We start from the raw sequence: 22,209 nt of genomic DNA, 5'->3' as shown, positions 1-22,209 counted from the left end.
GATCCCGTGACCGGCGACGAGAGGTGGTCCATGGCTGACCCGTCGGCCGCCAGCCCGCTCGACTCCCGGCCCCGGCGGCCCACGCTGGCGCAGGTACGCTCCGTGGCTCAGCCGCCCGAGGTCCTGGGGCGCGGCAGCGCCGAGCACTGGACCGGGGATCTCTACCTCCGTCGGGTGTCGCCGCACCTGACCCGCGCGCTCATCCCGACGCCGGTGACGGCCAACGGGGTGACCTGGCTGATGATGGTGGCCGGCTGGGCCGCCGCCGGCGCGCTGCTGATCCCCGGCCTCTGGGGAGCGCTCCTCGGCGCGCTCCTCGCGCAGCTGCAGATGCTGCTGGACTGCTCGGACGGGGAGGTCGCCCGGTGGAAGGGGCTGTCCGGGCCGGTCGGCGTCTTCCTGGACAAGGTCGGCCACTACACCGTCGAGGGGGCGATCGCGCTGGCCCTCGGCTGGCGGGCGGCCGGGGTCGTCGGTGGGCAGGAGACGGACCCGGCCGCGGTGTGGCGGTATGCCTTCCTCGGCGCGCTGCTGGCCGCCGGGCTCCTGCTCAACAAGGCGCTCAACGAGATGGTGCACGCCTCGCGGGCGGCGGCCGGTCTGGACCGGCTGCCGGACACCACCCAGGCCCGGGCCGTGCCGGCAGGCAGCGTGCTGGGGGTGCTACGCCGAGCGGCGCGGCTGGTGCCCTTCCACCGGATGTTCCACTCGATCGAGATGACTCTGGTCACGCTGGCGGTCGCGGTGGTCGGCGCCCTCGCCGGTGCCGAGCTGGAGGCCGCGCGCTGGCAGGTGCTCGTCATGGCCGCAGTCATCCTCCCGGTCACCGCGGGCCACCTCGCCGCGATCCTCGCCTCGCCCCGGCTGCGCCGAGAGGACGCCCGATGACCGGGGGCACCTCCAGCGGCCGTCCCAGCTTCGGCGTCGTCGTCCTGACCCAAGGCCGCCGCCCCGAGGAGCTGGCGCGCGGGCTGAAGTCGTTGCAGCGCCAGCAGGGGGTGGACCTCGACGTGGTGGTGGTCGGCAACGCCTGGAACCCCACCGGCCTCCCCGACGAGGTCAAGACGCTGGCGCTGCCGACCAACATCGGCATCCCCGCGGGGCGCAACGCCGGCGTGCCGCACGTGGACGGCGAGTTCCTCTTCTTCCTCGACGACGACGCCTGGCTCATCGACGACGACGTGCTGCTGCGGACGGCGGGCTACCTGCGCGAGCACCCCGACGTCGGCCTGGTGCAGCCGCTCATCGAGGACCCCGAGGTCAGCGACGGGGCGCACCCGGGCCGGTGGATCCCTCGCCTCGGGGCGCGTCAGCGGCATACCGAGGCCGACGTCTTCAGCGTGGTCGAGATGACCGTGGCGATGCGCCGGGGGGCGTTCGAGGCGACCGGCGGGTGGCCGGGCATCTTCTTCTACGCCCACGAGGGCATCGAGCTGGCGTGGCGGGTGTGGGCGGCCGGCTACCGGGTCCGTTACGTCCCCTCGCTGCGCACCGGTCACCCCGTGGTCGACCCGCGCCGGCACTCGGACTACTTCTTCAAGAACGCCCGCAACCGGGTATGGCTGGCCCGGCGCAACCTGCCCCGGCCGTTGGCCGTGGCTTACGTCGGCAGCTGGACCGGGATCCAGCTGGTGCGCTGGGCGGCGCAGCGTGACGGGCTCGCCTCGTGGTGGTCCGGCTGGGTGCACGGCTGGCGCAGCGACCCCTTCGAGCCGGGCGAGGACCGCACCCGCCTCAGCTGGTGGGCGGTCGCGCGGATGGCCCGGCACGGCCGCTTCCTCATCGTCTGACCGACTGCTGCTCCCGCCACTCCTGCTGGCCCGCGGTGGTCAGGCCCGACCACGGCCGTGCACCGACGCGGTAGGACAGCAGCTCGGCCCCCGGCTCCGGTGTCTGCAGGTGGGGGATGCTCGCCCAGCGCTCGGGCAGCGGTGTCCACCGACCACCCAGCACCATGTTGAGCGCCTCCCGGAACGTCGCGCCGAAGCGCACCATGAGCGGGATCACCTGATCCGACCCGGCGGCGCCCAGCGCGGCGGGATCCACCACGACGACCACCGGGTCGAACGGTGCCCCGAGCACGTCGATCCGACGGCTCCCCCAGGCGATGAGGTCGAGCGCGCCCGCGGCGTCCTCACCCTGCCGCGAGCTGAGCGAACGCAGCAGCCCGACCGACAGCCGGCGCGATCCGCGGGGGTCACGGGGAGCGGCGACCGGTTCGCCCTGCAGGTCGTGGTCCAGGAGCGGCTGGAGATCCTCGGGCAGCAGCACCGCCGCGGGGATGACCAGAACCCTGCCGGCCTGCCGCGCACCCAGCACCGCGTGCGCGAGCAGCACCTCGCGGCGGGCCGCAGCGCCCCGACCCTCGAGCCCGTCCAGGTGCTCGAGCGGCACCGTCTCACGGTTGACCAGCGTGACCGGGAGACCCACGTCAGGCAGCGCTCCCAGCCGCAGCGTCTCGTCCCCACTGACCACCACGGCGGTGCCGGCCGGGACACGCTGCGCGAGCGCCTCCACCAGACCGGAGAAGTGCGGCGCCTCGCCCGGTCCGAGATCGACCACCACGACACGATCGGCCTCCAGCCCCTGCGGCGGCGCCGGTGCGGTCTCGGGCAGGTCCACCTCCCGGGCGTCGAGCATTCGCCCGGCCGCCTCGACATCGGTCGAGCAGACCTCGCGCCACCGGGCATACACCTCGTCCTCGCCCGCGCCGGAGAGGATCAGCCGCAACACGGCCTCGAGCTTGTCCAGGATGCCGTGCCGGATCGCGTCGAAGGCGTCGTCGTCGATGTCGATGAGCCCGCCGAAGCGCACGTCCGAGCGGTTCTTCGGCGCGAACTCGACCTCGCACCCGACGGAGCGGGAGGGCAGGTTCGCGTGCAACCGCGAGGTCCTGACCGCGCGGTAGCGGGTGGCGTAGTCGTGCACCCACTCCCGCGCCAACCGCAGGTTGTCCGCGAACGAGAGGCTGCGCAGCCCGGTGATGGACTGCTCCACCACCGGAGCCTCCGCCGGGCCACCGGGGAAGTCGATGTAGGCGGTCTCGGTGCGTCCCGCGGGACCCCCGGGTGGGACCACCGCGTCCACGGTGGTCGTCATGCAGCCGGAGAAGAACGCTGGGACGTCCAGCGCGCGGAGCAGGGCGACCGTCTGCCAGTCGCGGCAGCCGACGGGGCCGTAGCGGCGCAGGTAGGCCACGGCCTCCGGCGTCAGCATGTCCGGCTTGTTCACGTGGAAGGAGATGAAGATCGGCCGGACCGCGTCCGAGAACGGGAAGAGGTAGTCGTGCTCCGTGACCGGGTGGAGGTACCACCCGAACGTGGGCACCCAGGTCGGCGCCGGCAGCTGCTGCAGCGCCATGCCGTCACGCTGCACCTCCACGAGCTGGACCGTCGCGGCCGGCGTGTCCGACACCCTCCGCTCCTCACGGACACCCGTCGCCAGCTCGGTCACCAGGTCGACCAGCCCGGGGTCGGTGCCGACATAGGTGAGGTTGCCGTGCCGCACCAGGTGCCCGAGCGAGGCGAGCGTCTGGATCCAATCACCCACGTTGCGCGAGCCCGGGCCCGGCGCCAGGTAGTTCATCAGCCCGAACCGCACGTCCGCGTCCAGCTCGGGGACAGGCCTGCGGTGGTCGCCGTCGGGCAGCCACCGCACGAGCTCGGCGAGCTCGTGCCGGCGACTCGCGGCCACCCTCCTGGCTCGACCGGAGGTGGCGACGTCGCTGACACCCAGCACTCCGTCCCAGTCCTCGGCCTGGAAGGCCGCCCGCGCCACGAGCAGCAGCTGCGTGCCCGTCCACCCCAGGAGGAGCTCGCGTTCCACGACCTCACGCAGCACCCGGGCGGCGAGCTCCGGCTCGTGCTGGTAGGCCGGCACGAACCAGTCCTCGGCCCCGAGTGCCACCACCTCGGGCTGGGTGACCCGTCCCAGGTCGCGCCACGCGACCCCGGACGTGGAGGTGCTGCGACGGCACACGCCGAGCAGCAGGTCACCCAGTGGACGGGTCACGGGGTCCTCGCGGAGGGCATACCCCGTGGACACCGCCTCACCGACCTTGCCGGCGCGGATCAGCTCGCGCACCGCGTCGACGACCGAGGCGCTCCAGCCGCCGCCGTGACCCACCCAGGGCGGGCCGGACGCGGCCTCGCCCGCCCCGACCTCGGTCGCCGCCGTGGGACGAGGTCGCGGACGAGAGGTGTCCGGGGCCGGGCCGTCGACCCTGGCGGGCGAGGTCGGCCGGCTCGCGGTGCTCCGCACCCGCCCGAGCACCTCTCGACCGACACCTCGCACGATGCGGGCGGCGTCCTTACGCAGACTCATCAGAGGTCTTCTCCTTGGTCGGGGGGGATCCGTCGGCCAGCTCGTGGAACAGGCCGAACCACCGGGCCACGAACGCGTCCTGCCCGAAGCGCTCCTGCACGGTGGTGCACCCCTCACGCAGTCGTGCGGCGAGCTGCGGGTCCTGGAGCACCCGCAGCGTAGCCTCGGCGAGCGCGACGATGTCTCCCGGGGCCACGACGTAGCCGTTCACCCCGTCCTCGATCATGTCCGAAGGTCCGTAGCGGACGTCGTAGGCGATGGCCGGGCAGCCGTGGGTCATGGCCTCGACAAGCATCATGGGCGCACCCTCGTACTTGCTCGTCAGCAGGCACAGCGAGGCACGGCGGAAGACCGCACCAGGGTCGGTGGTGAAGCCCGCGAGCCGCACCGAGTCCTGCACCCCGAGCCGTGAGATGAGCCGCATCAGGCCCGCCCGGTTGGGCCCGTCGCCGTAGATCTCGAGGCGTGCCTGCGGCCGCTCCTCGAGCACGCGCGCGAAGGCCTTGATGCCGTGCGAGGTCCGCTTGACGTCGACCAGCCGACCCATCATCACCACCAGGTCAGGGTCGCGGTCGTCGTCCCGGGAGCGGCCCTGCGGGGCCGGCCCGGCGTGCGGGATGACGCGGAACAGCGGGTTCTCCCCGACGGTCGCCTCCGCCTCGGCCCGCTGCCGCTCGGTGAGGAAGACGACCGGCGAGTGCTGACCCAGCTCCCGGAGCAGCCGGCCGAACCCCGGGCGGAGGGCCCTCAGGTCCTCCCCCGGCGGCTCCAGGTGCGAGCTGTGCACGACGAAGCAGGTGTCGACGTGGGGGCGCCGATAGCCGGCCATCTCCCGGTCGAGGGCGCGTGCCTCCACCACGACCACGGCCCGGCGGCCCCCGATGACGGCGTCCAGCGCCTGGTGCAGCACCTCCTCGAAGCCGCCGTGGACGGATGTGGGCCTCCCCTGCTCGTCGAAGATCGTGGTGCCGAGCTCCGTGGGCCACCCTCGCGGCGCGTCCGAACGGGTGAAGACGCGAGCGAACATCGGTTGTCCGTTGCGGCGGAGGGCAACGTGCTGCTGGCGGCGACCGGGGCGGTCGTCGCCGAAGATGGTGCGCACGAGACGCCCGTCCGGGGCGAACTCCTCCCGACGACACCGCTCACCGACCGCGTCGAGACGATCCTCCAGGACCAGCTGCTCCTCGCGGTAGCGTCGCCGTGCGACGAGCCGACCCTGCTCGTAGCGGCACACCTCGTCCGGGCCGCGCCCGACACTGCTCCAGCCCTCGTCCTCCAGGCCGTCGACCGGTTCCAGCGTGCGCGGATCGGGCGGCCCGGGCGCGGTCGGGTCCGGGAAGGCGTCGGTGACGGCGAGGACCCGCACGCCCGGCACCAGGTGGCCCCGGCGCTCCATGTTGGCGATCGCCGACAGCAGGTTGGTGGAGTGGTTGCGGACCATCACCACGGACTCGACCCCCCCGGTCTCGGCCAGGCTGCGGCACCGGGCCAGGATCGAGGCGGTGCGGCCGCCGTAGTCGACCGGGATGCCCTCGACCACGACGACGTGCAGCACGTCCGGCGGTGGCCCCAGCTCAGGGACGGGGTCGTGCCGCACCGGCACGGCCTGGTGCTCTGCGCGCTCCGGCTCGACGGGCACGGACGCCGTCGCCGGAGCCGTCGGCCGACCGGTTCGACCCGAGGTCGCCCTTCGCCACGACCGCCTCGCTCGCCGCGCCACTCGCACCACCGCGTCTACCATGGCGCACGATCTTGCCATCCTCCCCATCGCTCTCCACCGAGGACGTCGCGTGCCCGCCGAGCAGACCACCCCACCGCCGTCGCGACCGCGGCTGGCCGCGCTGGACGGCCTGCGCCTCCTGGCCGCGGTCGCCGTCCTGGCCTACCACTACACCGCGATCGACCAGGAGTTCTGGGGCAACGCCGCCGGGGAGGAGTTCCCGGCGGCGAGCGTCGTCACCCGCTACGGCTACCTCGGGGTCGAGCTCTTCTTCGTCATCTCCGGCTTCGTCATCCTGATGACCGCGTACGGGCGGGCACTGCCGGGCTTCGTCGCCTCCCGGATCTCCCGGTTGTACCCCGCGTACTGGGCCGCCGTGCTGCTCACGGTGGCACTCCAGACCTTCTGGGAAGGCGGCCGCCAGGTGGAACCGGTCGAAGCGCTGGTCAACCTCACCATGCTCCAGGAAGCGTGGGACATCGGGAGTGTGCAGGGCGCCTTCTGGACGCTGTGGGTGGAACTGAAGTTCTACCTGCTCATCGGGGTGCTCATCGCCCTGGGCGGGGTCACCCGGCAGCGGGCGATCGCCTACGCCCTGCTGTGGCCGGTCCTCGCCGAGCTGACCCGGGCCACCGAGGCGGGCCTCCTGTCCTCCCTGCTCATCCCCAGCTGGGCGCCGTACTTCGCCGGCGGGATGCTGCTCTACCTCCTGCACCGGGAGGGGCCGGACCTGCTGGTGCTGCTCGGCCTGGGACTCAACGTGGTCCTGTGCATACGGCAGGCCACAGTCTTCGCCGCGGAGCGAGCCGTCGTCCACAGCGAGGTGGCGATCTCGACCCCCGTGGTGTCACTGCTCGTCGTCCTGATGTTCGCGGCGGTGTATGCCTGCTCCGTCGGACCACTGGCCCGCGTCGACCAGCCGTGGCTCACACTGGCCGGTGCGCTCACCTACCCCCTCTACCTCGTCCACGGGCAGTTCGGCTTCTTCGTCATCGAGAACCTGTCGGGGCACGTGAACAGCTACGTCGTCCTGGCACTCGCCACGGCACTGTCGTTCCTGCTCGCCTGGCTCATCCACCGGTGCATCGAGCAGCCGGTCCACGAGCCGTTGCGGCGACGCCTCAGGACGGCCCTCGAACGCCCCTGATCCAACACCGCCAGGCACGGCCCAACCCGGGGCCGGGCAGGTCAGCCCTGGGTCGAGGGAAGCTCGGCCGCCAACGCCCGGAACAGCGCGAACCACCGTGCCGCGAAGGCCTGCTGGCCGAAGCGTTCGTCCACCCCCGCGCACCCGGCGCGCAGCGAGGCGGCCAGCTCCGGGTCGCGCAGGACCTGCGAGGTGCGGTCGGCCAGGCCCTGGATGTCCTCGTCCGGGACCAGGAAGCCGTTGACCCCGTGGTCCACGATGTCAGCAGGCCCGTAGCGGATGTCGTAGCTCACGATGGGGCACCCCTGACGCAAGGCCTCGACGAAGACCATGGGGGCGCCCTCGAACCGGCTGGACTGCAGGCAGAGTGCGGCTCGGCGGTACTCCCGGCCGGGCTCGGTGGTGAAGCCGCGCAGGCTCACGGCGTCCTGCAGACCGAGCTCGGCGATCAGCCGCTGCAGCTCCTGTCGCCTCGCGCCCTCCCCGAAGATCTCCATCCGCGCGCCGGGAACCTGATCGACGACCGAGGCGAAGGCACGGATCCCGTGGTCGGTCCTCTTCTGCGGGGCCAGCCGGCCCATCATGATGACCAGCCCCGGCTCCCGCTCGACCTCGGCGTGGGAGCTCGCCGCCGGAGCGGCGTGCGGGATGACCCAGAAGTTGTCGCGTCGACCGAGCAGCGCCTCGGCGTCGGCGCGCTGGCTGTCGGTGAGGAACACCATGGCCGACGACGGGTCGAGGCGCCGGAACAGCCGCCGGAACGACCCCCGCACCTCGTCCACCTCGCTGTCGGGAGCCTGGAGGTGCGAGTTGTGCGCCACGTAGCACGTGCGGACGTGCTCGCGGCGATAGGTGAGGGCGTCCGGGTCCGCCTGACGCGCCTCGACCGCCAGGATCGTCGGCCGCCCTCCTGTCAGCGCGTCCAGGGCACGGTGGACCACCGGGGTGAGCGAGCCGTCGTGCACACCCTCGACCTCGCCGTCCTCGTCGAAGAAGGTGACCGACTCCTCCCGGGAGCGGCGCTGGTGATCCTCACGAGGAGCGAGGATCACGGCATACATCGGTCGGCCGTTGCGACGGTGATAGACCTGCCGACGTGGGTGGTGCTCCCCGCCCTCCCAGACGAGCGAGCGACGCAGCCGACCCTCGACGTCGTACTCGGAGCGGCTCAGCCGGTGCCCGTCGGGGTCGAGCTGCTCCTCCATCTCCAGGGCCCCCTCGTGGTACCGGCGCCGCACCTGTCCAACGGCGGCGCCACGCACCCACCAGCGGCCCCGTCTGCGCCAACCCGCGGCCTCCAGGCCGTCCTCGGCCTCCTGGGTCACGGCCACCGGCGGGCCGCCTCGGTGCCGTCGGGGTAGGCGTCCATCAGCCAGCGCACCTCCACGCCCTCGCCCAGCTGCCCGCGGCGACGCATCCCCTCGATCGCCCGGGGCAGCGTGTGGGAGTGGTTACGCACGAGCACGACGGAGCGGAGCCCGCCCTGCTCGTAGAGGGTGCGGCACTTGGCCAGGATCGAGGCGGTGCGCCCTCCGAACTCCATGGGGATGCCCTCGACGAGCACGACGTGCTGGACGTCCGGCGGCGGTGCGAGCTCGGGGACCGGGTCGCGGCGGACGACGGGCCGGGGGGCCTGCGACGGGTCCTCGCCCCCGACCCGGTCCGGACGCCCGGACCGCCGCAGCCGGTCGAGCACCCGGCGCGGCGTGGATCTCAGTCTCCTCGCCATCACCAGGCATACTCGCATGAGTCCACCACGAGGAGGCAACCGAGAGTGCGTGTCATCACCTACGGCACCTACGACCTGTTCCACGAGGGGCACCGTCGCCTGCTGGAGCGCGCCAAGGCGCTCGGGGACTACCTCATCGTCGGCGTGACGACGGAGAACTACGACGACGCCCGGGGCAAGCTCAACGTGCAGCAGAGCCTGATGACGCGGATCAAGAACGTCGAGGACAGCGGCCTCGCCGACAAGATCATCATCGAGGAGTACGAGGGCCAGAAGGTCCAGGACATCCAGAAGCACCAGGTCGACGTCTTCGCGATCGGCTCGGACTGGCTGGGGCGCTTCGACTACCTGCGGGACTACTGCGACGTCGTCTACCTCGAGCGGACCAAGGGGGTCTCCAGCACCCAGCTGCGCAACGAGGCGGGGGTCATCAAGGTCGGGGTCGTCGGGGCGGGCCGGATCGCGCACCGCTTCGTGCAGGAGGCTCGCTTCGTCAGCGGCGTCAGCGTCGAGGCGGTGCACAACCGGACGCACAGCACGGCGCAGGACTTCGCCGCCGAGCACGAGCTCAACCGTGCCGTGGAGGACTACGACACGCTGCTCGAGGCGGTCGACGCGGTCTACGTCGCCACCCCGCACGACACCCACGCCGACTTCACCCGCCGCGCGCTGGACGCCGGCGTGCACGTGCTGTGCGAGAAGCCGATGACGCTCACCCGCGCCGAGACCGAGGAGCTCTTCGCCCGGGCGAAGGAGCGCGGCGTCGTGCTCATGGAGGCGATCAAGACCGCCTTCGCCCCCGGCTTCCAGCGCATGGTGGCGCTGGCCCGCAGCGGCGCGATCGGCCAGGTGCGCTCGGTCGATGCGACCTTCACCAAGCTCGTCGACGAGGGCCGGGAGCTCCAGGCCCCGGCGGGCGGCAGCATCTCCGAGCTTGCCAGCTATCCGCTCGTCGCCGTCGTCAAGCTGCTCGGGACCGAGATCGCCGACGTGCGCACCACCTCGCTGCAGCCGGAGGAGTCCCCGGTCGAGGTCTACTCCAAGATCGACGTGACCTTCCGGCACGGGGAGGCCACCGCCCGGACCGGGCTGGGGGTCAAGGCCGAGGGTGACCTCGTCGTCGCGGGCAGCGCCGGCTACCTCTACGTCCCGGCACCCTGGTGGAAGACGGAGTACTTCGAGGCCCGCTTCGAGGAAGCCGGACAACAAGAAGTACTACTACAAGTTCGACGGCGACGGGCTGCGCTACGAGCTGGCCGAGTTCGCCTGGCTGATCCGCAACGAGACCTCCGAGTCCTACAAGCTGCGGGCCGCCGAGTCGGTCGCCATCGCCGACGTCATCGAGCGTGCGCGCACCGACGCCCAGGTCCTCACCTGATGGCGCTGCGCCCGGTCGGGCCCGACCAGGAGCCGCCGCGCCCTCGCCGCTCGAGCGCGCCCGCGCGACCGCGCTGCGGGCCAGGACGCAGACCGAGCGTCGCGCCCGGCGTCTCCTGCGGCGGCAGCTGACCCGCGCCCGCTCCGCGGACAGCGAGCTGCTGCAGCGGGCCTACGTGCTGGGGCGGCAGGGGCCCGGGCAGCCGTCAACACCGCACCCACCGTCAGGTGGGGTGGGTCGCGACCCTGTGGGGCGCACGCTGGCTGGACGGCACCAGCTACGAGATCCGCGGCTGGGCCTACGAGCGCGGCTACGGGACATACCTCCCCGCCCCGGTCGAGGTCGTCGTCGCGCGGCGCGGAGGGACGCGCCTGCGGGTGCGCGCCGACGTCACGTCCGTGCACGAGATGGAGGTCAACGCCTTCGCCACCCAGGGCGAGTTCGACTACGCCAACACCGCCTTCGTGGCCCGCGTCGACCTCGCCGCCGTCCTCGCCGACGAGGACCCGCGCCCGTGGCAGGTCCACGTCCGGGTCACCGGTGCGGACGGCCGCACCGCGTCAGGCACGCTGAAGTACCGCCACCGCGCCAGCTCGGCCCTGATGCTCGGCGCGCGCACCTTCCCCGGTGGCGTCCAGGTGGTGCCGAGGTGGGTCCGGTGGCGCGGACTGTTCTTCGCCCGGGTGGTGCCGCCGGCACTCGCCCGAGAGGTCGGCATCGACGGGCGCGAGGTCCGGGCCGAGGTGGAGCTGCGCGGCATCAGGGCGGAGCGGGTCGAGCTCGTCTCCCGGTATGCCCGGCGCCCGGTCGACGTGGACCGGCGGGACGACGGGGTGCTCCGGCTGCGCGCGAAGGTGCCCGAGACCTGGGTGGTCCTCCCGACTGAGGCCGATCTGCTCGCCCCGGAGACGGAGGAGGGTGCGCTAGACTCCCAGGCCCCCGGCCCGAGGGCGGCAGCCGAGGAGGACGGCTCCGAGGCCGCCGCGGAGGAGGCCGGCTCGGAGCAGTCCGACACGACGACCGCGGCGGGACCGGACGACGCCCGGGAGGGGCAGCGTGGCGTCGCCCAGACCTACCGGGTGGTCGTCGTCGACACGCACGGCACCGAGCACGTCGTCGCCACCGCGCTGGACCAGGAGATGCCTGTGCAGGCCCGTGGGTCCGGCCTGCTCGCCTACGCGGGCTCGGGCGGCGCGCTCTACCTCGCCGACCCGCGGTCCCACCTCGTCGTCACCGGGACCGAGATCGAGCCCGGCGAGGCACCGCGAGTGCGCCTGCGGGGCACCTGGGGCGGGGAGTTGGAGCACCTGGACCTGACCTTCGCCGGCCGGCGCCAGGTGCTGCCCGCGGCCGTGGAGCTGCGCCCGGACGGGACCTGGGAGGCCGGGGTCGACCTGCTGCAGCCACGATGGGGCGGCCCTGCCCGGCTGCCGCGCACCGGCAGCTACGCCCTGCTGGGACGAGACTCCTCGGGCGGCTCCGTGCGGGTCATGGCCGCCCCCGACGTGGTCGCGCGCACCCCGCAGAAGCTGCCGGTCGAGCAGGCGCGGCTGCGGTGGGAGATCGGCAAGGGGCGCTCGCTGCGGCTGCGCGTCGGCCTGACCCGCGCCGCCGACGAGTTGGGGTCGTTCCACCAGCGCCGGATGGACGCGGCCTACCTCGCCGGTCCGCACGAGCCGCAGCGCTCGGTCTACCTCGAGTCGTTCTACGGCCGCCTGGCCACCTGCAACCCCCACGCCCTGGACGCGGTCATCGCGCGCGAGCACCCGGACTGGGTGCGCTACTGGGGCGTGACGGACCTGTCGGTGCCCGTCCCCGAGGGCGCGGTCGCCGTGGTCGAGGGCACCCAGGCCTGGTTCGACGCGCGGGCCCGCTCGCGGTTCGTCATCGCCAACGACTGGCTGCGCCGCCGGTTCACCCCGCAGCCCTTCCAGACGGTGCTGCAGACGTGGCACGGGTCGATGTTCAAGCGCATCGGCCTGGACCGCCCGAACGCCGACGCATCGACCCGGGAAGCCCTGGTCCGCGAGCGGGACAAGTGGGACGTCCTGCTCAGCCAGAACCACCACAGCACCGAGATCTTCCGCAGCGCCTACGCCTGGGAGGGCGTCTTCTACGAGGAGGGCTACCCCCGCAACGACGCCCTCGCCGGGGGGTCCGGGGAGCAGATCCGCGAGCGCCTCGGCATCCGACCCGACCAGAAGGCCGTGCTCTACGCCCCCACCTGGCGGGACAACGCCGCGGGCATGGTGGTCTTCCTCGACCTGGAGCGGCTCACCGCCGATCTCGGCGACGACTACGTCGTCCTGCTGCGCGGCCACTCCCGCACCGTCGGCCACGGCCGCAGCGTGGACCTGCCCGGCGTCGTCGACGTGACGACCTACCCGCACATCACCGAGCTGTTCCTGGCGGCCGACGCGCTCATCACCGACTACTCCTCGGTGATGTTCGACTACTCCGTCACCCGGCGCCCGATGATCTTCTACGTCCCCGACCTGGACGAGTACCGCGACGACGTCCGCGGGGTCTACTTCGACCTCGGCGAGGAGGCACCGGGCCCGGTCGTGGCCACCCAGGAGGAGGTGGTGACGGCGCTCCGGGAGATGGACGACACGCACCGGTATGCCGAGCGCTACGCCCGGTGGGTCGAGCGCTTCAACCACCTCGACGACGGGCACAGCGCCGAGCGGGTCGTCGCCCGCCTCTTCGAGGGCGCCTGAGGACGAGGCGGTCGATCGCTCAGAACAGCGCGGCGACCAGGCCGACGACCGAGCGGCGCCGACCCGACGGGTGCGCGAGGCGCTCCGGCTCTGGTGCGGGAGCCGCGGCGGCCGCCGCGCGCCAGGACAGCTCGTCGACGGCTCCGGCGATGCGGTGCTCGTCGGCGGTCTGCGGCAGCACCGACTCCGACGGCCCGGGCTCGGGGGCCGCTGCCCCGTCGTCGACGAGCAGCAGGCAGGGGATCGCCCGCTGGGCGCACCACGCACGGTCCTGCTGCTGCGCGGGCCAGCGGACGACCCGGGCGGGGGTCCAGCCTGACGCCATGTCGTTCTCCTCACCTCGGCTCGACGACACCGTCAGTCTGCCGTGCCGCGCAGCCGCTGACGGCCCAGATCGGGGGTTCCCGGCGAGGGTTCACGAGGCGTTCACACGGCGGTCGCACCAGGGTCGGCCGGAGGTCGCAGAAGGGCCACGACCGGTCTTCCGGTCGTGGCCCTCCTGCTGCTCGGGGGGTCAGCCCTCGCTGCCCGGCTGCCCGCCGAGCTCGCTCATCTCCATGATCTGGTCCTCGGCGGGGGCCTCGATCTCCTGCGGCTCGCCCCAGTTGTCCATCATCATCTCGGCCGACACGCCCTCCATGTCGAAGGCGAGCTGACGCATGAGGTTGTCGTCGTCCAGCCAGACGTCGTAGACGACGGTCTCCGGCATACCCGGCGCGGTCGTCGTGGCGGCCTCCCCTGACTCCGCCGCGGCCGCCTCGGGATCGAGGGTCACCTGATAGCGCCGCATCTCGGTGCCGTCGACGTCCTCCTCGCCGACGAGGACCACGCTCTGCGCGCCCTGCTCCCACGCCTCCCACTGCGAGGAGACGTCGAGATCCTCCATGGCGGCGGCCTGACCGAGCAGGTCCTCCCCACCGCGGACGTACATCCCGTCGGGGGTGACGCCGGGCATCGCGAAGTAGACCTCGCCGCCGGTGGTGATCATGTCCATGTCGCCGAGCTCGGGCACCGCCATCGTGAACTGCATGACCGGCTGGTCGCCGGAGAGGTCGACCGCCCCCTCCGCGTCCATCGACTGACCGGAGGCGTCCATCGTCATGGTGAGGGTGTAGCTGGACAGCGTCTCCTCGCCCGGCTCCTGCATCATCGCGAGGAACTCCTCCACGGGGATCTCCTCGCCGTCCGCGGCGGCGTCCGCGTCACCCTCACCACCGGCGTCGCCCTCGGACGCGGCTGCGTCCTCGCTCTCGCCCTCCTGCCCGGCGCTGCTCTCCTGCGACGCCTCGCTGCCGGAGGACCCGCCGGCCCCGCCCGAGGAGTCACTGCTCTCGTCCCCGCCGCAGGCGCTCAGCCCCAACCCCAGGACTCCGGCGCTGAGGATCGCGCCCAGCCTCGTCCGCGTGCTGCTCATGTCGGTCTCGCTTTCCCGGCGGCTCCCGCCGGGCGGCGGGAGGTGGATGGTGATCCCCATCGTGGCACAGCGGCGCCTTCGGTTCTTCCCCGGCGCCGGTGCTGTGGTCGAATGGGGACTCTGTCCGTCTTCCCTTCGCCAGAACGCAGGAACCACCACGTGACCGGCAACGCCACCTTCCGGCACAGCGACACCGCCGTGCTCTCCGTCAACGCCGTCGACGCCCCGATCGTCAAGACCTCCGCCGAGTTCGACGAGGTCATCGGTGACTCCTACACCCGCAACGGGCTGCGCCCGGGCATGCTGGCCAAGCTGGCAGGGATCTCCGAGCGTCGGTGGTGGCGCGAGGACCAGAGCTTCGTCGACGGCGCGGTCCAGGCCGCGCAGGAGGCGCTGGCGGAGGCCGGGGTCGACGCGAGCCGGGTGGGACTGCTCGTCAACACCTCGGTGAGCCGGGAGCACCTCGAGCCCTCGATCGCCGTGTCGGTGCACCACGACCTGGGGCTGCCCTCGGCGTGCCTCAACTTCGACCTCACCAACGCCTGTCTCGGGTTCGTCAACGGTATGCAGCTGGCCGCGACGATGATCGACGCCGGCCAGATCGACTACGCAATGGTCGTCTGCGGCGAGGGCTCGCGCATCCCGCAGGAGCGGACCCTGGAGCGGCTCTCCGGCCCCGACGCGACGGCGGAGGACATCGTCAGCCAGTTCGCCACCCTCACCCTGGGCTCCGGCGCGGCGGCGATGCTGCTCGGCCGGGCCAGCGAGCACCCGGAAGGACACCGCGTGGTCGGTGGCGTCACGCGCGCGGCCACCGAGCACCACGAGCTGTGCGTCGGCGACTTCACCGAGATGCGCACCGACGCCCAGGGGCTCCTCGCGGCGGGGATGGGGCTGGCCGGCGAGCTGTGGCGTGACGCGGCCCAGGAGTTCGACTGGCAGGAGATGGACCGCTACATCGTCCACCAGGTCTCGCAGGTGCATACCACCAAGACCGCCGAGGCGCTGGGCATCGACCTCGCGCGCATCCCCCTGACCTTCCCCACCTACGGCAACGTCGGTCCCGCCGCGGTCGCGATCACCCTCGCCAAGGAGGCGGACGCGCTCGAGCGCGGGGACCGGGTGCTCATGATGGGCATCGGCTCCGGGCTCAACATGACCTGCCTCGAGATCGACTGGTGACCCGGGCCGAGCCCAGCTGAGCGTGGCCGTGCCGCACCCCTCCCCCACCCACCGGATCGAGGATCCGGCGCGCCGCGCCGCGCACGACCGGGTCGGTCTCCCGTCCGCGCCGCTGCCCGGGCTCGAGCGCGACTGGTCGCGGGTCGTGCTGGCCCGGGACGCCGAAGGGCGGACCCGGCGGTGGCACGTGCTCGACAACGGCCCCGCGCTCGAGGCGGAGGGGGTCGAGCCCGTCGGGACGGTCCTCGCGGTCCACGGCAACCCGACGTGGTCCTACCTGTGGCGCCGGGTGCTGGCGCAGTCGCCGCCCGGCTGGCGCGTGGTCGCGGTCGACCAGCTCGGGATGGGCTGGTCCGAGCGCCCCGGCACCCCCCGCACGCTGGGCCAGCGCGTCGCCGACCTCGGGGGTCTCACCGACGCCCTCGGGCTCACCGGACCCGTGGTCACGCTGGCCCACGACTGGGGCGGACCGGTCAGCCTGGGCTGGGCCCTGGCGCACCGGAAGCAGCTCGCGGCCGTGGTGCTGACCAACACCGCCGTGCACCAGCCGGTCGAGCACGCGGCGCCGGCCGTCATCCGGCTCGCGCGTGCCCCGATGCTGCTCGCGCAGGTGTGCCGCACCACCCCCGCCTTCGTCCGGGCGACGACCGCCCTGTCCCGGCCGGCGCTGGCCCGCGACGTGCGCGACGCCTTCGCGGCGCCCTACGCGAGCGCCGCGCGCCGCGACGCCGTCGCCGACTTCGTCCGGGACATCCCCTTCGACCCCGACCACCCCAGCCGGAGGACGCTCGACGACATCGCCGCCGGCACGGCGACGCTGGACGTGCCGGCGCTGCTGGTCTGGGGCACCCGCGACCCGGTCTTCTCGCAGCGCTACCTGGAGGACCTGCTGCGGCGGCTGCCGCACGCCGACGTGCAGGTCTACCCCACCGCGTCGCATCTCGTCCTCGAGGACTCCCCCGAGGGTGTCGGGGTCGTCTGGGACTGGGTGCGGCGACGGGTCGGCGGGGACGGGGCACGGGCCTCGCACGACGACGGGGCCGAGGGGACGGCTCAGGGTGGGAGTGCGGCCGTGGTGCCGGTCCGGGTCGACACGAGCAGACCGGACGAGGTCGCGATCGTCGAGCTCGGCGAGGGCGAGCGGCGGGTGACCTTCGGCGAGCTGGACGAGCGGGTGGACGCCGTGGCCCGCGGCCTGGCGGCCCGAGGCGTGCAGCCGGGTGACCGCGTGGCCGTGCTCGTGCCACCCGGGGTGGACCTGACGACGGTCGTGTATGCCGTGTGGCGCCTCGGCGCCGTCGTGGTCGTCGCGGACGCCGGGCTGGGGCTGCGCCGGCTCGCCGCGGCGCTGTCCGGCGCGGGGCCGGCGCACGTCGTCGGCATCGGCCGTGCGCTGGCTCTCGCGGCGGCGACCCGGGTCCCGGGGTCACGGATCCGCACCGACGGGGGAGGCCTGGACGCGCTGGCGGACGAGGGCCGCGGCGGGACCGGCCCGCTCCCGGACCGGCTCGACGACGAGGCCGACGGGGCGATCCTGTTCACCTCGGGTGCGACCGGCCCGCCGAAGGGGGTCGTCTACACCCGGCGCGGCCTGGGCGCCCAGGTCGCGCTGCTGCGGGAGACCTTCGGCTTCGGCCCGGGCGAGCGCTTCGTCGCGGCGTTCGCGCCGTTCGCGCTCTACGGCCCTGCGCTGGGGCTGCCGAGCGCCGTCCCGGACATGGACGTCACGGCTCCCCACACGTTGACGGCGACCGGGCTGGTCGAGGCGGTCGCCGCGGTCGACGCCACGATGGTCTTCGCCGCGCCGGCCGCCCTGCGCAACGTCGTCGCGACCGCCGGGTCGCTCACCGCTGACCAGCGGGGGGTTCTCGGCGGCGTGCGGCTGGTGCTCTCCGCCGGCGCGCCGGTGCCGCCGGACCTGCTGCGCGAGGTCCAGGAGGTGCTGCCCGGTGCGCAGACGCAGACGCCCTACGGGATGACCGAGGCGCTTCCCGTCGCCACGCACGACCCCACCGCGACCGCGACCGACGAGCTCACCGCGCAGGACGGGGTCTGCGTGGGACGACCCGTGCCGGGCGTCGAGGTGGGTGTGGCCGCACTGGGGCCGGACGGCATACCCGCGGAGGAGCTCGAGACAGGACCGGGTGTGGTCGGCGAGATCGTCGTGCGCGGCCCGCACGTCAAGGACCGCTACGACCGCCGCTGGGCCGCGCAGGAGCACAGCGACCGTCCGACCGGCTGGCACCGCACCGGCGACGTGGGACACCTGGACGAGGACGGTCGGCTCTGGGTGGAGGGGCGGCTGGCCCACGTGCTCACGACGGCGGACGGACCGGTGACCCCCTACCCTGTCGAGGACCGGGTGCGGGAGGTTCCCGGGCTGGTCGACGTCGCCGTCGTCGGGGTCGGCCCGATCGGGGCGCAGCTCGTCGTGCTCGTGCTCGTGCCGGGTCACCGGGGCGGGCCTCTCGCGCGCGTCACCGGGGCCGCTGCCGGCGCCGGGGCGCTGGCCGGCCCAGACCTCGCCGCACGGGCGCGGGCCGCGGCAGGCGTCCCGGTGGCTGCCGTGCTCGTGCGCGACTGGCTCCCGGTGGACGTCCGGCACGCGAGCAAGGTCGACCGCGGCGCCCTCGCGGACTGGGCCGAGGGGATCCTCCACGGTCGCCGGACGACCGACCGGCTGCGCGACGTGCTTGCCGGCCGGGGTCGCGCCCGGGCACCCCGGCGCAGGAGCCGCTGATGGGCGGGCGGGTGCTCGTCACCGGTGCGAGCGGGATGCTCGGGGGCGCGACCGCCGACCTGCTCGCCCACCAGGGCTGGGACGTGACCGTCATGCAGCGCCGGACCGCCGGGGGTCGGCACCGCGAGTCGCTCGGCGACATCCGCGACCCTGACGCCGTGGAGCGCGCGGTGCGGGGGCAGGACGCGGTGGTGCACCTGGCGGCCAAGGTGGACGTGGTCGGCCCGTGGCGCGACTTCGTCGACGTCAACGTGCGCGGCACCCGCCGGGTCATCGAGGCGCTGCGCGACCACGGCGGTGGCCGGCTCGTGCAGGTCAGCTCTCCCTCGGTCGCGCACAGCGGCCACTCGCTGGCCGGGGCGGGCGCAACCCCCGCCAGCCCGATGCGCGCCCGCGGGCACTACGCCCGGACCAAGGCCGCGGCCGAGCTCTTCGCCCTCGAGGCCGACTCCCCCGACCTCGCGGTCACCGCCGTGCGGCCGCACCTGGTCTGGGGGCCGGGCGACACCCAGCTCGTCGGCCGCATCGCGCAGCGCGCCCACCAGGGCCGGCTCGCGCTGGTCGGCCCGGGCACCGCGCTCGTGGACACGACCTATGTCGACAACGCCGCCGAGGCCCTGGTCGCTGCACTGGACCGCATCGACGTCGCGCGCGGCCAGGCCCTGGTCGTGACCAACGGCGAGCCGCGGCCGATCGGCGAGCTCGTCGGTGACATCTGCCGCGCGGTCGGGGCACCGGCACCGCGGCTGCGCCTGCCCACCCCCCTGGCCTGGGGCCTCGGGGCGGCGGTCGAGGGAGTGACCGCGCTGTCCGAGCGGGTCCCCGGCCTGCCGACCATCACCCAGCCGCCGATGACCCGCTTCCTGGCCGAGCAGCTCTCGACCGCGCACTGGTTCGACCAACGGCACACCCGCGAGGTGCTCGACTGGCGCCCGCGGGTGAGCGTCGACGAGGGCCTCACCCGCCTCTGAGCTCTGTGCGCCTGCAGCGGTCATGTCGCCACATCAGCGGTTCTGAGCACACAACCGGTGCAGTCGCGCACGTCGGGAGCGGCACCGCCGGGACCTCTCCCCCGGCGGCGCCGCGGCGCTCACCTAGACTCACGGCATACCGCTCGCGTCAAGGAGGACCCCATGCCCGAGGCCGTCATCGTCGCCGCCGCCCGCACCCCCATCGGTCGCGCCTTCAAGGGGTCGCTGACGACCGCGCGGCCGGATGACCTGGCCGCCGGCGTCATCCGCGCCGCGCTGGAGCAGGTGCCCGAGCTCGATCCGACCACCGTGGAGGACCTCTACCTCGGCTGCGCCGAGCCGTGGGGCGAGCACGGCTTCAACATGGCGCGCGTCGTCGGCGTGCTGCTGGGCCTGGACGGGGTGCCCGGCTCGACCGTCAACCGCTTCTGCGCCAGCTCGGTCCAGACGACCCGGCAGGCGCTGCACGCGATCAAGGCCGGGGAGGGCGACGTCTTCATCAGCGCCGGGGTCGAGTGCGTGTCGCGGTATGCCGACTTCTCCGGCGCCGGCGGTGGCAAGGAGTCGTGGCGCAACCCGCTCTTCGCCGACGCCGTCGCCCGGACCGAGGCGATGGCCGCGAGCAACGAGACCTGGACCGACCCGCGCGAGCAGGGCGGCCTGCCCGACGTCTACATCGCCATGGGCCAGACCGCCGAGAACGTCGCCACCTCCCTCGGCATCTCCCGGCAGCGCCAGGACGAGTGGGGCGTCCGCAGCCAGAACCGCGCCGAGAAGGCCATCGCCGACGGTGTCTTCGCCCGCGAGATCGCGCCGGTCACGCTCGCCGACGGGACGGTGGTCAGCACCGACGACGGCCCTCGTGCCGGGGTCACCCTGGAGAAGGTCAGCCAGCTGCAGCCGGTCTTCCGCGAGGACGGCACGGTCACCGCCGGCAACTGCTGCCCGCTCAACGACGGAGCGGCCGCCCTGGTCGTCATGAGCGACACCCGGGCCAAGGAGCTCGGCCTGACCCCGCTGGCGCGCGTGGTCTCCACCGGCGTCTCGGCGCTCTCCCCGGAGATCATGGGCCTGGGGCCGATCGAGGCGAGCACGCAGGCGCTGGAGCGTGCGGGCATGAGCATCGGCGACATGGACCTCTACGAGATCAACGAGGCCTTCGCGGTGCAGGTCCTCGGCTCGGCCGACGCGCTGGGCATGGACGAGGACAAGCTCAACGTCCACGGCGGCGCCATCGCGCTGGGGCACCCCTTCGGCTCCACCGGCGCCCGCATCTCGACCACGCTCATCAACGCGCTGCAGACCCACGACGGGCAGTTCGGGCTGGAGACCATGTGCGTCGGCGGCGGCCAGGGCATGGCGATGGTGATCGAGCGCCTCTCCTGACCGACCGGCCGCACGGTATGCGGCGGACCGGCCGCGCGGTCTGCGGCGGACCGGCCGCGTGGTCTGCGGCGGACCGGCCGCGCGGTATGCGGCAGACGCGCGCCCCGGCAGGTAGCCTGACGCGGACCGATCCGCTGCTTCCTGTGAGGTGACCCGATGGCCGCTGGCCTCGCTGCACTGCTCGACGACATCGCGGCCATCGCCCGCGTCGCCGCCGCGTCCGTGGACGACATCAGCGCTGCGGCCGGCCGGGCCGGCTCCAAGGCGGCCGGCGTCATCATCGACGACGCGGCGGTGACGCCGCGCTACGTCAGCGGCGTCGACCCCAGCCGCGAGCTGCCGATGATCAAGACGATCGCGATCGGCTCGATCCGCAACAAGTTGCTCTTCATCGTGCCGGCGGCGCTGCTGCTCAGCGTCTTCCTCCCCTGGTTGCTCACGCCCATCCTCATGGTCGGCGGCTGCTACCTCTCCTACGAGGGCGCGCACAAGGTGCTGGAGTGGCTGGGCGTGGGGCACGACGCGTCGCACGACGAGCCGGCCGTCGAGACGGGTCCGGAGGCGGAGCAGAAGGTCACCTCGGGGGCGATCCGCACCGACTTCATCCTCTCCGCCGAGATCATGGTCATCGCGCTCAACGAGGTGTCCGAGGAGCCGCTGCTCAACCGCGCCATCGTCCTCGTCGTCGTGGCCCTCGCCATCACGGCCCTGATCTACGGCGCCGTCGCGCTCATCGTCAAGATGGACGACATCGGGCTGAACCTGTCGCAGCGCGAGTCCGAGGGGACCCAGAAGTTCGGGCGCGGCCTGGTCAAGGCGATGCCGATCGTCCTTCGGACCCTGTCCATCGTGGGTGTCGTCGCGATGCTCTGGGTCGGCGGGCACATCCTGCTCGTCGGCATCGACGAGCTCGGCTTCCACCCGATCTACGAGTTCGTGCACCACGCCGAGGAGGTCGTCGCCGGGCTCATCCCCGCGATCGCCGGCTTCCTCACCTGGCTGACCAACACCTTCTTCTCGGCGATCCTCGGCCTGCTCGTCGGATTGCTCATCGTCGGCATCGTCTCGGTCCTGCCGTTCGGCGGCAAGGACGAGGACCACGGGAGCGACAGCGGCGCCGCGCACGCCGGCGCCGACAGCCATTGACAGCGTCGAGCGATCAGGGAAGCGAGCGCCGCACGGCACGAAGGCGCTCACGCACAGCCTCGTCGGGAAGGCCCGCCTCGCGGCGGTCGTAGATCATCACCCGCAACTGGTCGATGACCACGGCCGGACCGAGGTCGGGGACGCCCTCCTGCGGCTGACCGGTCACGCGGGCGGTCTCGTCCGCGAGCTCCTGCACCAGTCGCCGCAGTGCCGGGTATGCCCGGAGCGCGCGGTCCACCGGGAGCTGCGCCCAGCGCAGCGCGACCCGCTCCAGCTCGGTGTCGGCAGCACGGGACGCAGACGGCCCGCCGGCAGAGGAACTGCCGACGGACCGCAGACCGGACACGAGGTGT

General features: G+C 73.3%; 17 protein-coding genes. 10 read left to right on the top strand and 7 right to left on the bottom strand.

What is annotated here, in order from left to right; translation table 11 throughout:
• Positions 1-30 precede the first annotated feature (30 nt).
• Complete coding sequence (locus tag FU792_RS02930; RefSeq protein WP_028130917.1) at positions 31-888, top strand: CDP-alcohol phosphatidyltransferase family protein; 858 nt, start codon at positions 31-33, stop codon at positions 886-888.
• Positions 885-1,790, top strand: a complete 906-nt coding sequence (locus tag FU792_RS02925; RefSeq protein ID WP_022924451.1) for a glycosyltransferase family 2 protein — start codon at positions 885-887, stop codon at positions 1,788-1,790. Before FU792_RS02930 ends, FU792_RS02925 begins: the two co-directional genes overlap by 4 nt.
• On the opposite strand, the gene FU792_RS02920 is transcribed toward FU792_RS02925, so the two are convergent.
• Together FU792_RS02920 and FU792_RS02915 are read right to left on the bottom strand one after the other, a co-directional pair.
• Positions 1,780-4,323, bottom strand: a complete 2,544-nt coding sequence (locus tag FU792_RS02920) for a hypothetical protein (RefSeq protein WP_149814539.1) — start codon at positions 4,321-4,323, stop codon at positions 1,780-1,782. The two genes, FU792_RS02925 and FU792_RS02920, sit on opposite strands and share 11 nt — an antisense overlap.
• Complete coding sequence (locus tag FU792_RS02915) at positions 4,310-5,962, bottom strand: glycosyltransferase (protein ID WP_022924453.1); 1,653 nt, start codon at positions 5,960-5,962, stop codon at positions 4,310-4,312. Before FU792_RS02915 ends, FU792_RS02920 begins: the two co-directional genes overlap by 14 nt.
• A 151-nt stretch (positions 5,963-6,113) precedes the next feature.
• On the opposite strand from FU792_RS02915, the gene FU792_RS02910 reads away from it, so the two are divergent.
• Positions 6,114-7,190: an acyltransferase family protein gene (locus tag FU792_RS02910; protein WP_022924454.1), complete on the top strand. Its 1,077-nt coding sequence runs from the start codon at positions 6,114-6,116 to the stop codon at positions 7,188-7,190.
• Between the two features lie 41 nt (positions 7,191-7,231).
• Here the strand turns inward: FU792_RS02910 and FU792_RS02905 are convergent, their stop codons facing one another.
• Together FU792_RS02905 and FU792_RS02900 are read right to left on the bottom strand one after the other, a co-directional pair.
• Entirely contained in the window at positions 7,232-8,521 is a 1,290-nt protein-coding gene (locus tag FU792_RS02905) for a glycosyltransferase (RefSeq protein ID WP_149814537.1), read from the bottom strand.
• On the bottom strand, positions 8,512-8,919 hold the full coding sequence (locus tag FU792_RS02900) for a hypothetical protein (protein WP_149814536.1): 408 nt from the start codon (positions 8,917-8,919) through the stop codon (positions 8,512-8,514). Before FU792_RS02900 ends, FU792_RS02905 begins: the two co-directional genes overlap by 10 nt.
• Positions 8,920-8,964: 45 nt before the next feature.
• Between FU792_RS02900 and FU792_RS02895 the strand changes: the two genes are divergently transcribed.
• Together FU792_RS02895 and FU792_RS02890 are read left to right on the top strand one after the other, a co-directional pair.
• The gene (locus tag FU792_RS02895; RefSeq protein WP_238706032.1) at positions 8,965-10,428 is read left to right on the top strand and encodes a Gfo/Idh/MocA family oxidoreductase; all 1,464 of its coding nucleotides are present in this window, start codon (positions 8,965-8,967) and stop codon (positions 10,426-10,428) included.
• 96 nt (positions 10,429-10,524) lie between these two features.
• Complete coding sequence (locus FU792_RS02890) at positions 10,525-13,017, top strand: CDP-glycerol glycerophosphotransferase family protein (protein WP_149814535.1); 2,493 nt, start codon at positions 10,525-10,527, stop codon at positions 13,015-13,017.
• Between the two features lie 19 nt (positions 13,018-13,036).
• Here FU792_RS02890 and FU792_RS02885 read toward each other — a convergent pair whose 3' ends face one another.
• Both FU792_RS02885 and FU792_RS02880 read right to left on the bottom strand, forming a co-directional pair.
• Positions 13,037-13,342: a hypothetical protein gene (locus FU792_RS02885; RefSeq protein ID WP_022924458.1), complete on the bottom strand. Its 306-nt coding sequence runs from the start codon at positions 13,340-13,342 to the stop codon at positions 13,037-13,039.
• Positions 13,343-13,531: 189 nt separating this feature from the next.
• On the bottom strand, positions 13,532-14,431 hold the full coding sequence (locus FU792_RS02880) for a hypothetical protein (RefSeq protein WP_149814534.1): 900 nt from the start codon (positions 14,429-14,431) through the stop codon (positions 13,532-13,534).
• A gap of 159 nt (positions 14,432-14,590) precedes the next feature.
• Here FU792_RS02880 and FU792_RS02875 point away from each other — a divergent pair, with 159 nt between their 5' ends.
• The 5 genes from FU792_RS02875 (at position 14,591) to FU792_RS02855 (ending at position 21,856) form a co-directional block, all read left to right on the top strand.
• Complete coding sequence (locus FU792_RS02875; RefSeq protein WP_022924460.1) at positions 14,591-15,613, top strand: 3-oxoacyl-ACP synthase III; 1,023 nt, start codon at positions 14,591-14,593, stop codon at positions 15,611-15,613.
• A 22-nt stretch (positions 15,614-15,635) separates the two neighbouring features.
• On the top strand, positions 15,636-18,353 hold the full coding sequence (locus tag FU792_RS02870; RefSeq protein WP_149814533.1) for an alpha/beta fold hydrolase: 2,718 nt from the start codon (positions 15,636-15,638) through the stop codon (positions 18,351-18,353).
• A complete protein-coding gene (locus FU792_RS02865) occupies positions 18,353-19,324 on the top strand; it encodes an NAD-dependent epimerase/dehydratase family protein (protein ID WP_022924462.1) in 972 nt (323 codons plus the stop codon). Before FU792_RS02870 ends, FU792_RS02865 begins: the two co-directional genes overlap by 1 nt.
• Before the next feature lie 162 nt (positions 19,325-19,486).
• Positions 19,487-20,710, top strand: coding sequence for an acetyl-CoA C-acetyltransferase (locus FU792_RS02860; RefSeq protein ID WP_022924463.1), 1,224 nt, complete (start codon positions 19,487-19,489; stop codon positions 20,708-20,710).
• A 156-nt stretch (positions 20,711-20,866) separates the two neighbouring features.
• Positions 20,867-21,856, top strand: a complete 990-nt coding sequence (locus tag FU792_RS02855; protein WP_022924464.1) for a DUF808 domain-containing protein — start codon at positions 20,867-20,869, stop codon at positions 21,854-21,856.
• 13 nt (positions 21,857-21,869) lie between these two features.
• Here FU792_RS02855 and FU792_RS02850 read toward each other — a convergent pair whose 3' ends face one another.
• A complete protein-coding gene (locus FU792_RS02850) occupies positions 21,870-22,202 on the bottom strand; it encodes a hypothetical protein (RefSeq protein ID WP_022924465.1) in 333 nt (110 codons plus the stop codon).
• Positions 22,203-22,209: the final 7 nt, after the last annotated feature.

The organism is Serinicoccus marinus DSM 15273 (genome assembly GCF_008386315.1).
In the GTDB taxonomy this organism is placed as follows: domain Bacteria; phylum Actinomycetota; class Actinomycetes; order Actinomycetales; family Dermatophilaceae; genus Ornithinicoccus; species Ornithinicoccus marinus.
This window is presented reverse-complemented; position numbering and strand designations above follow the sequence as displayed.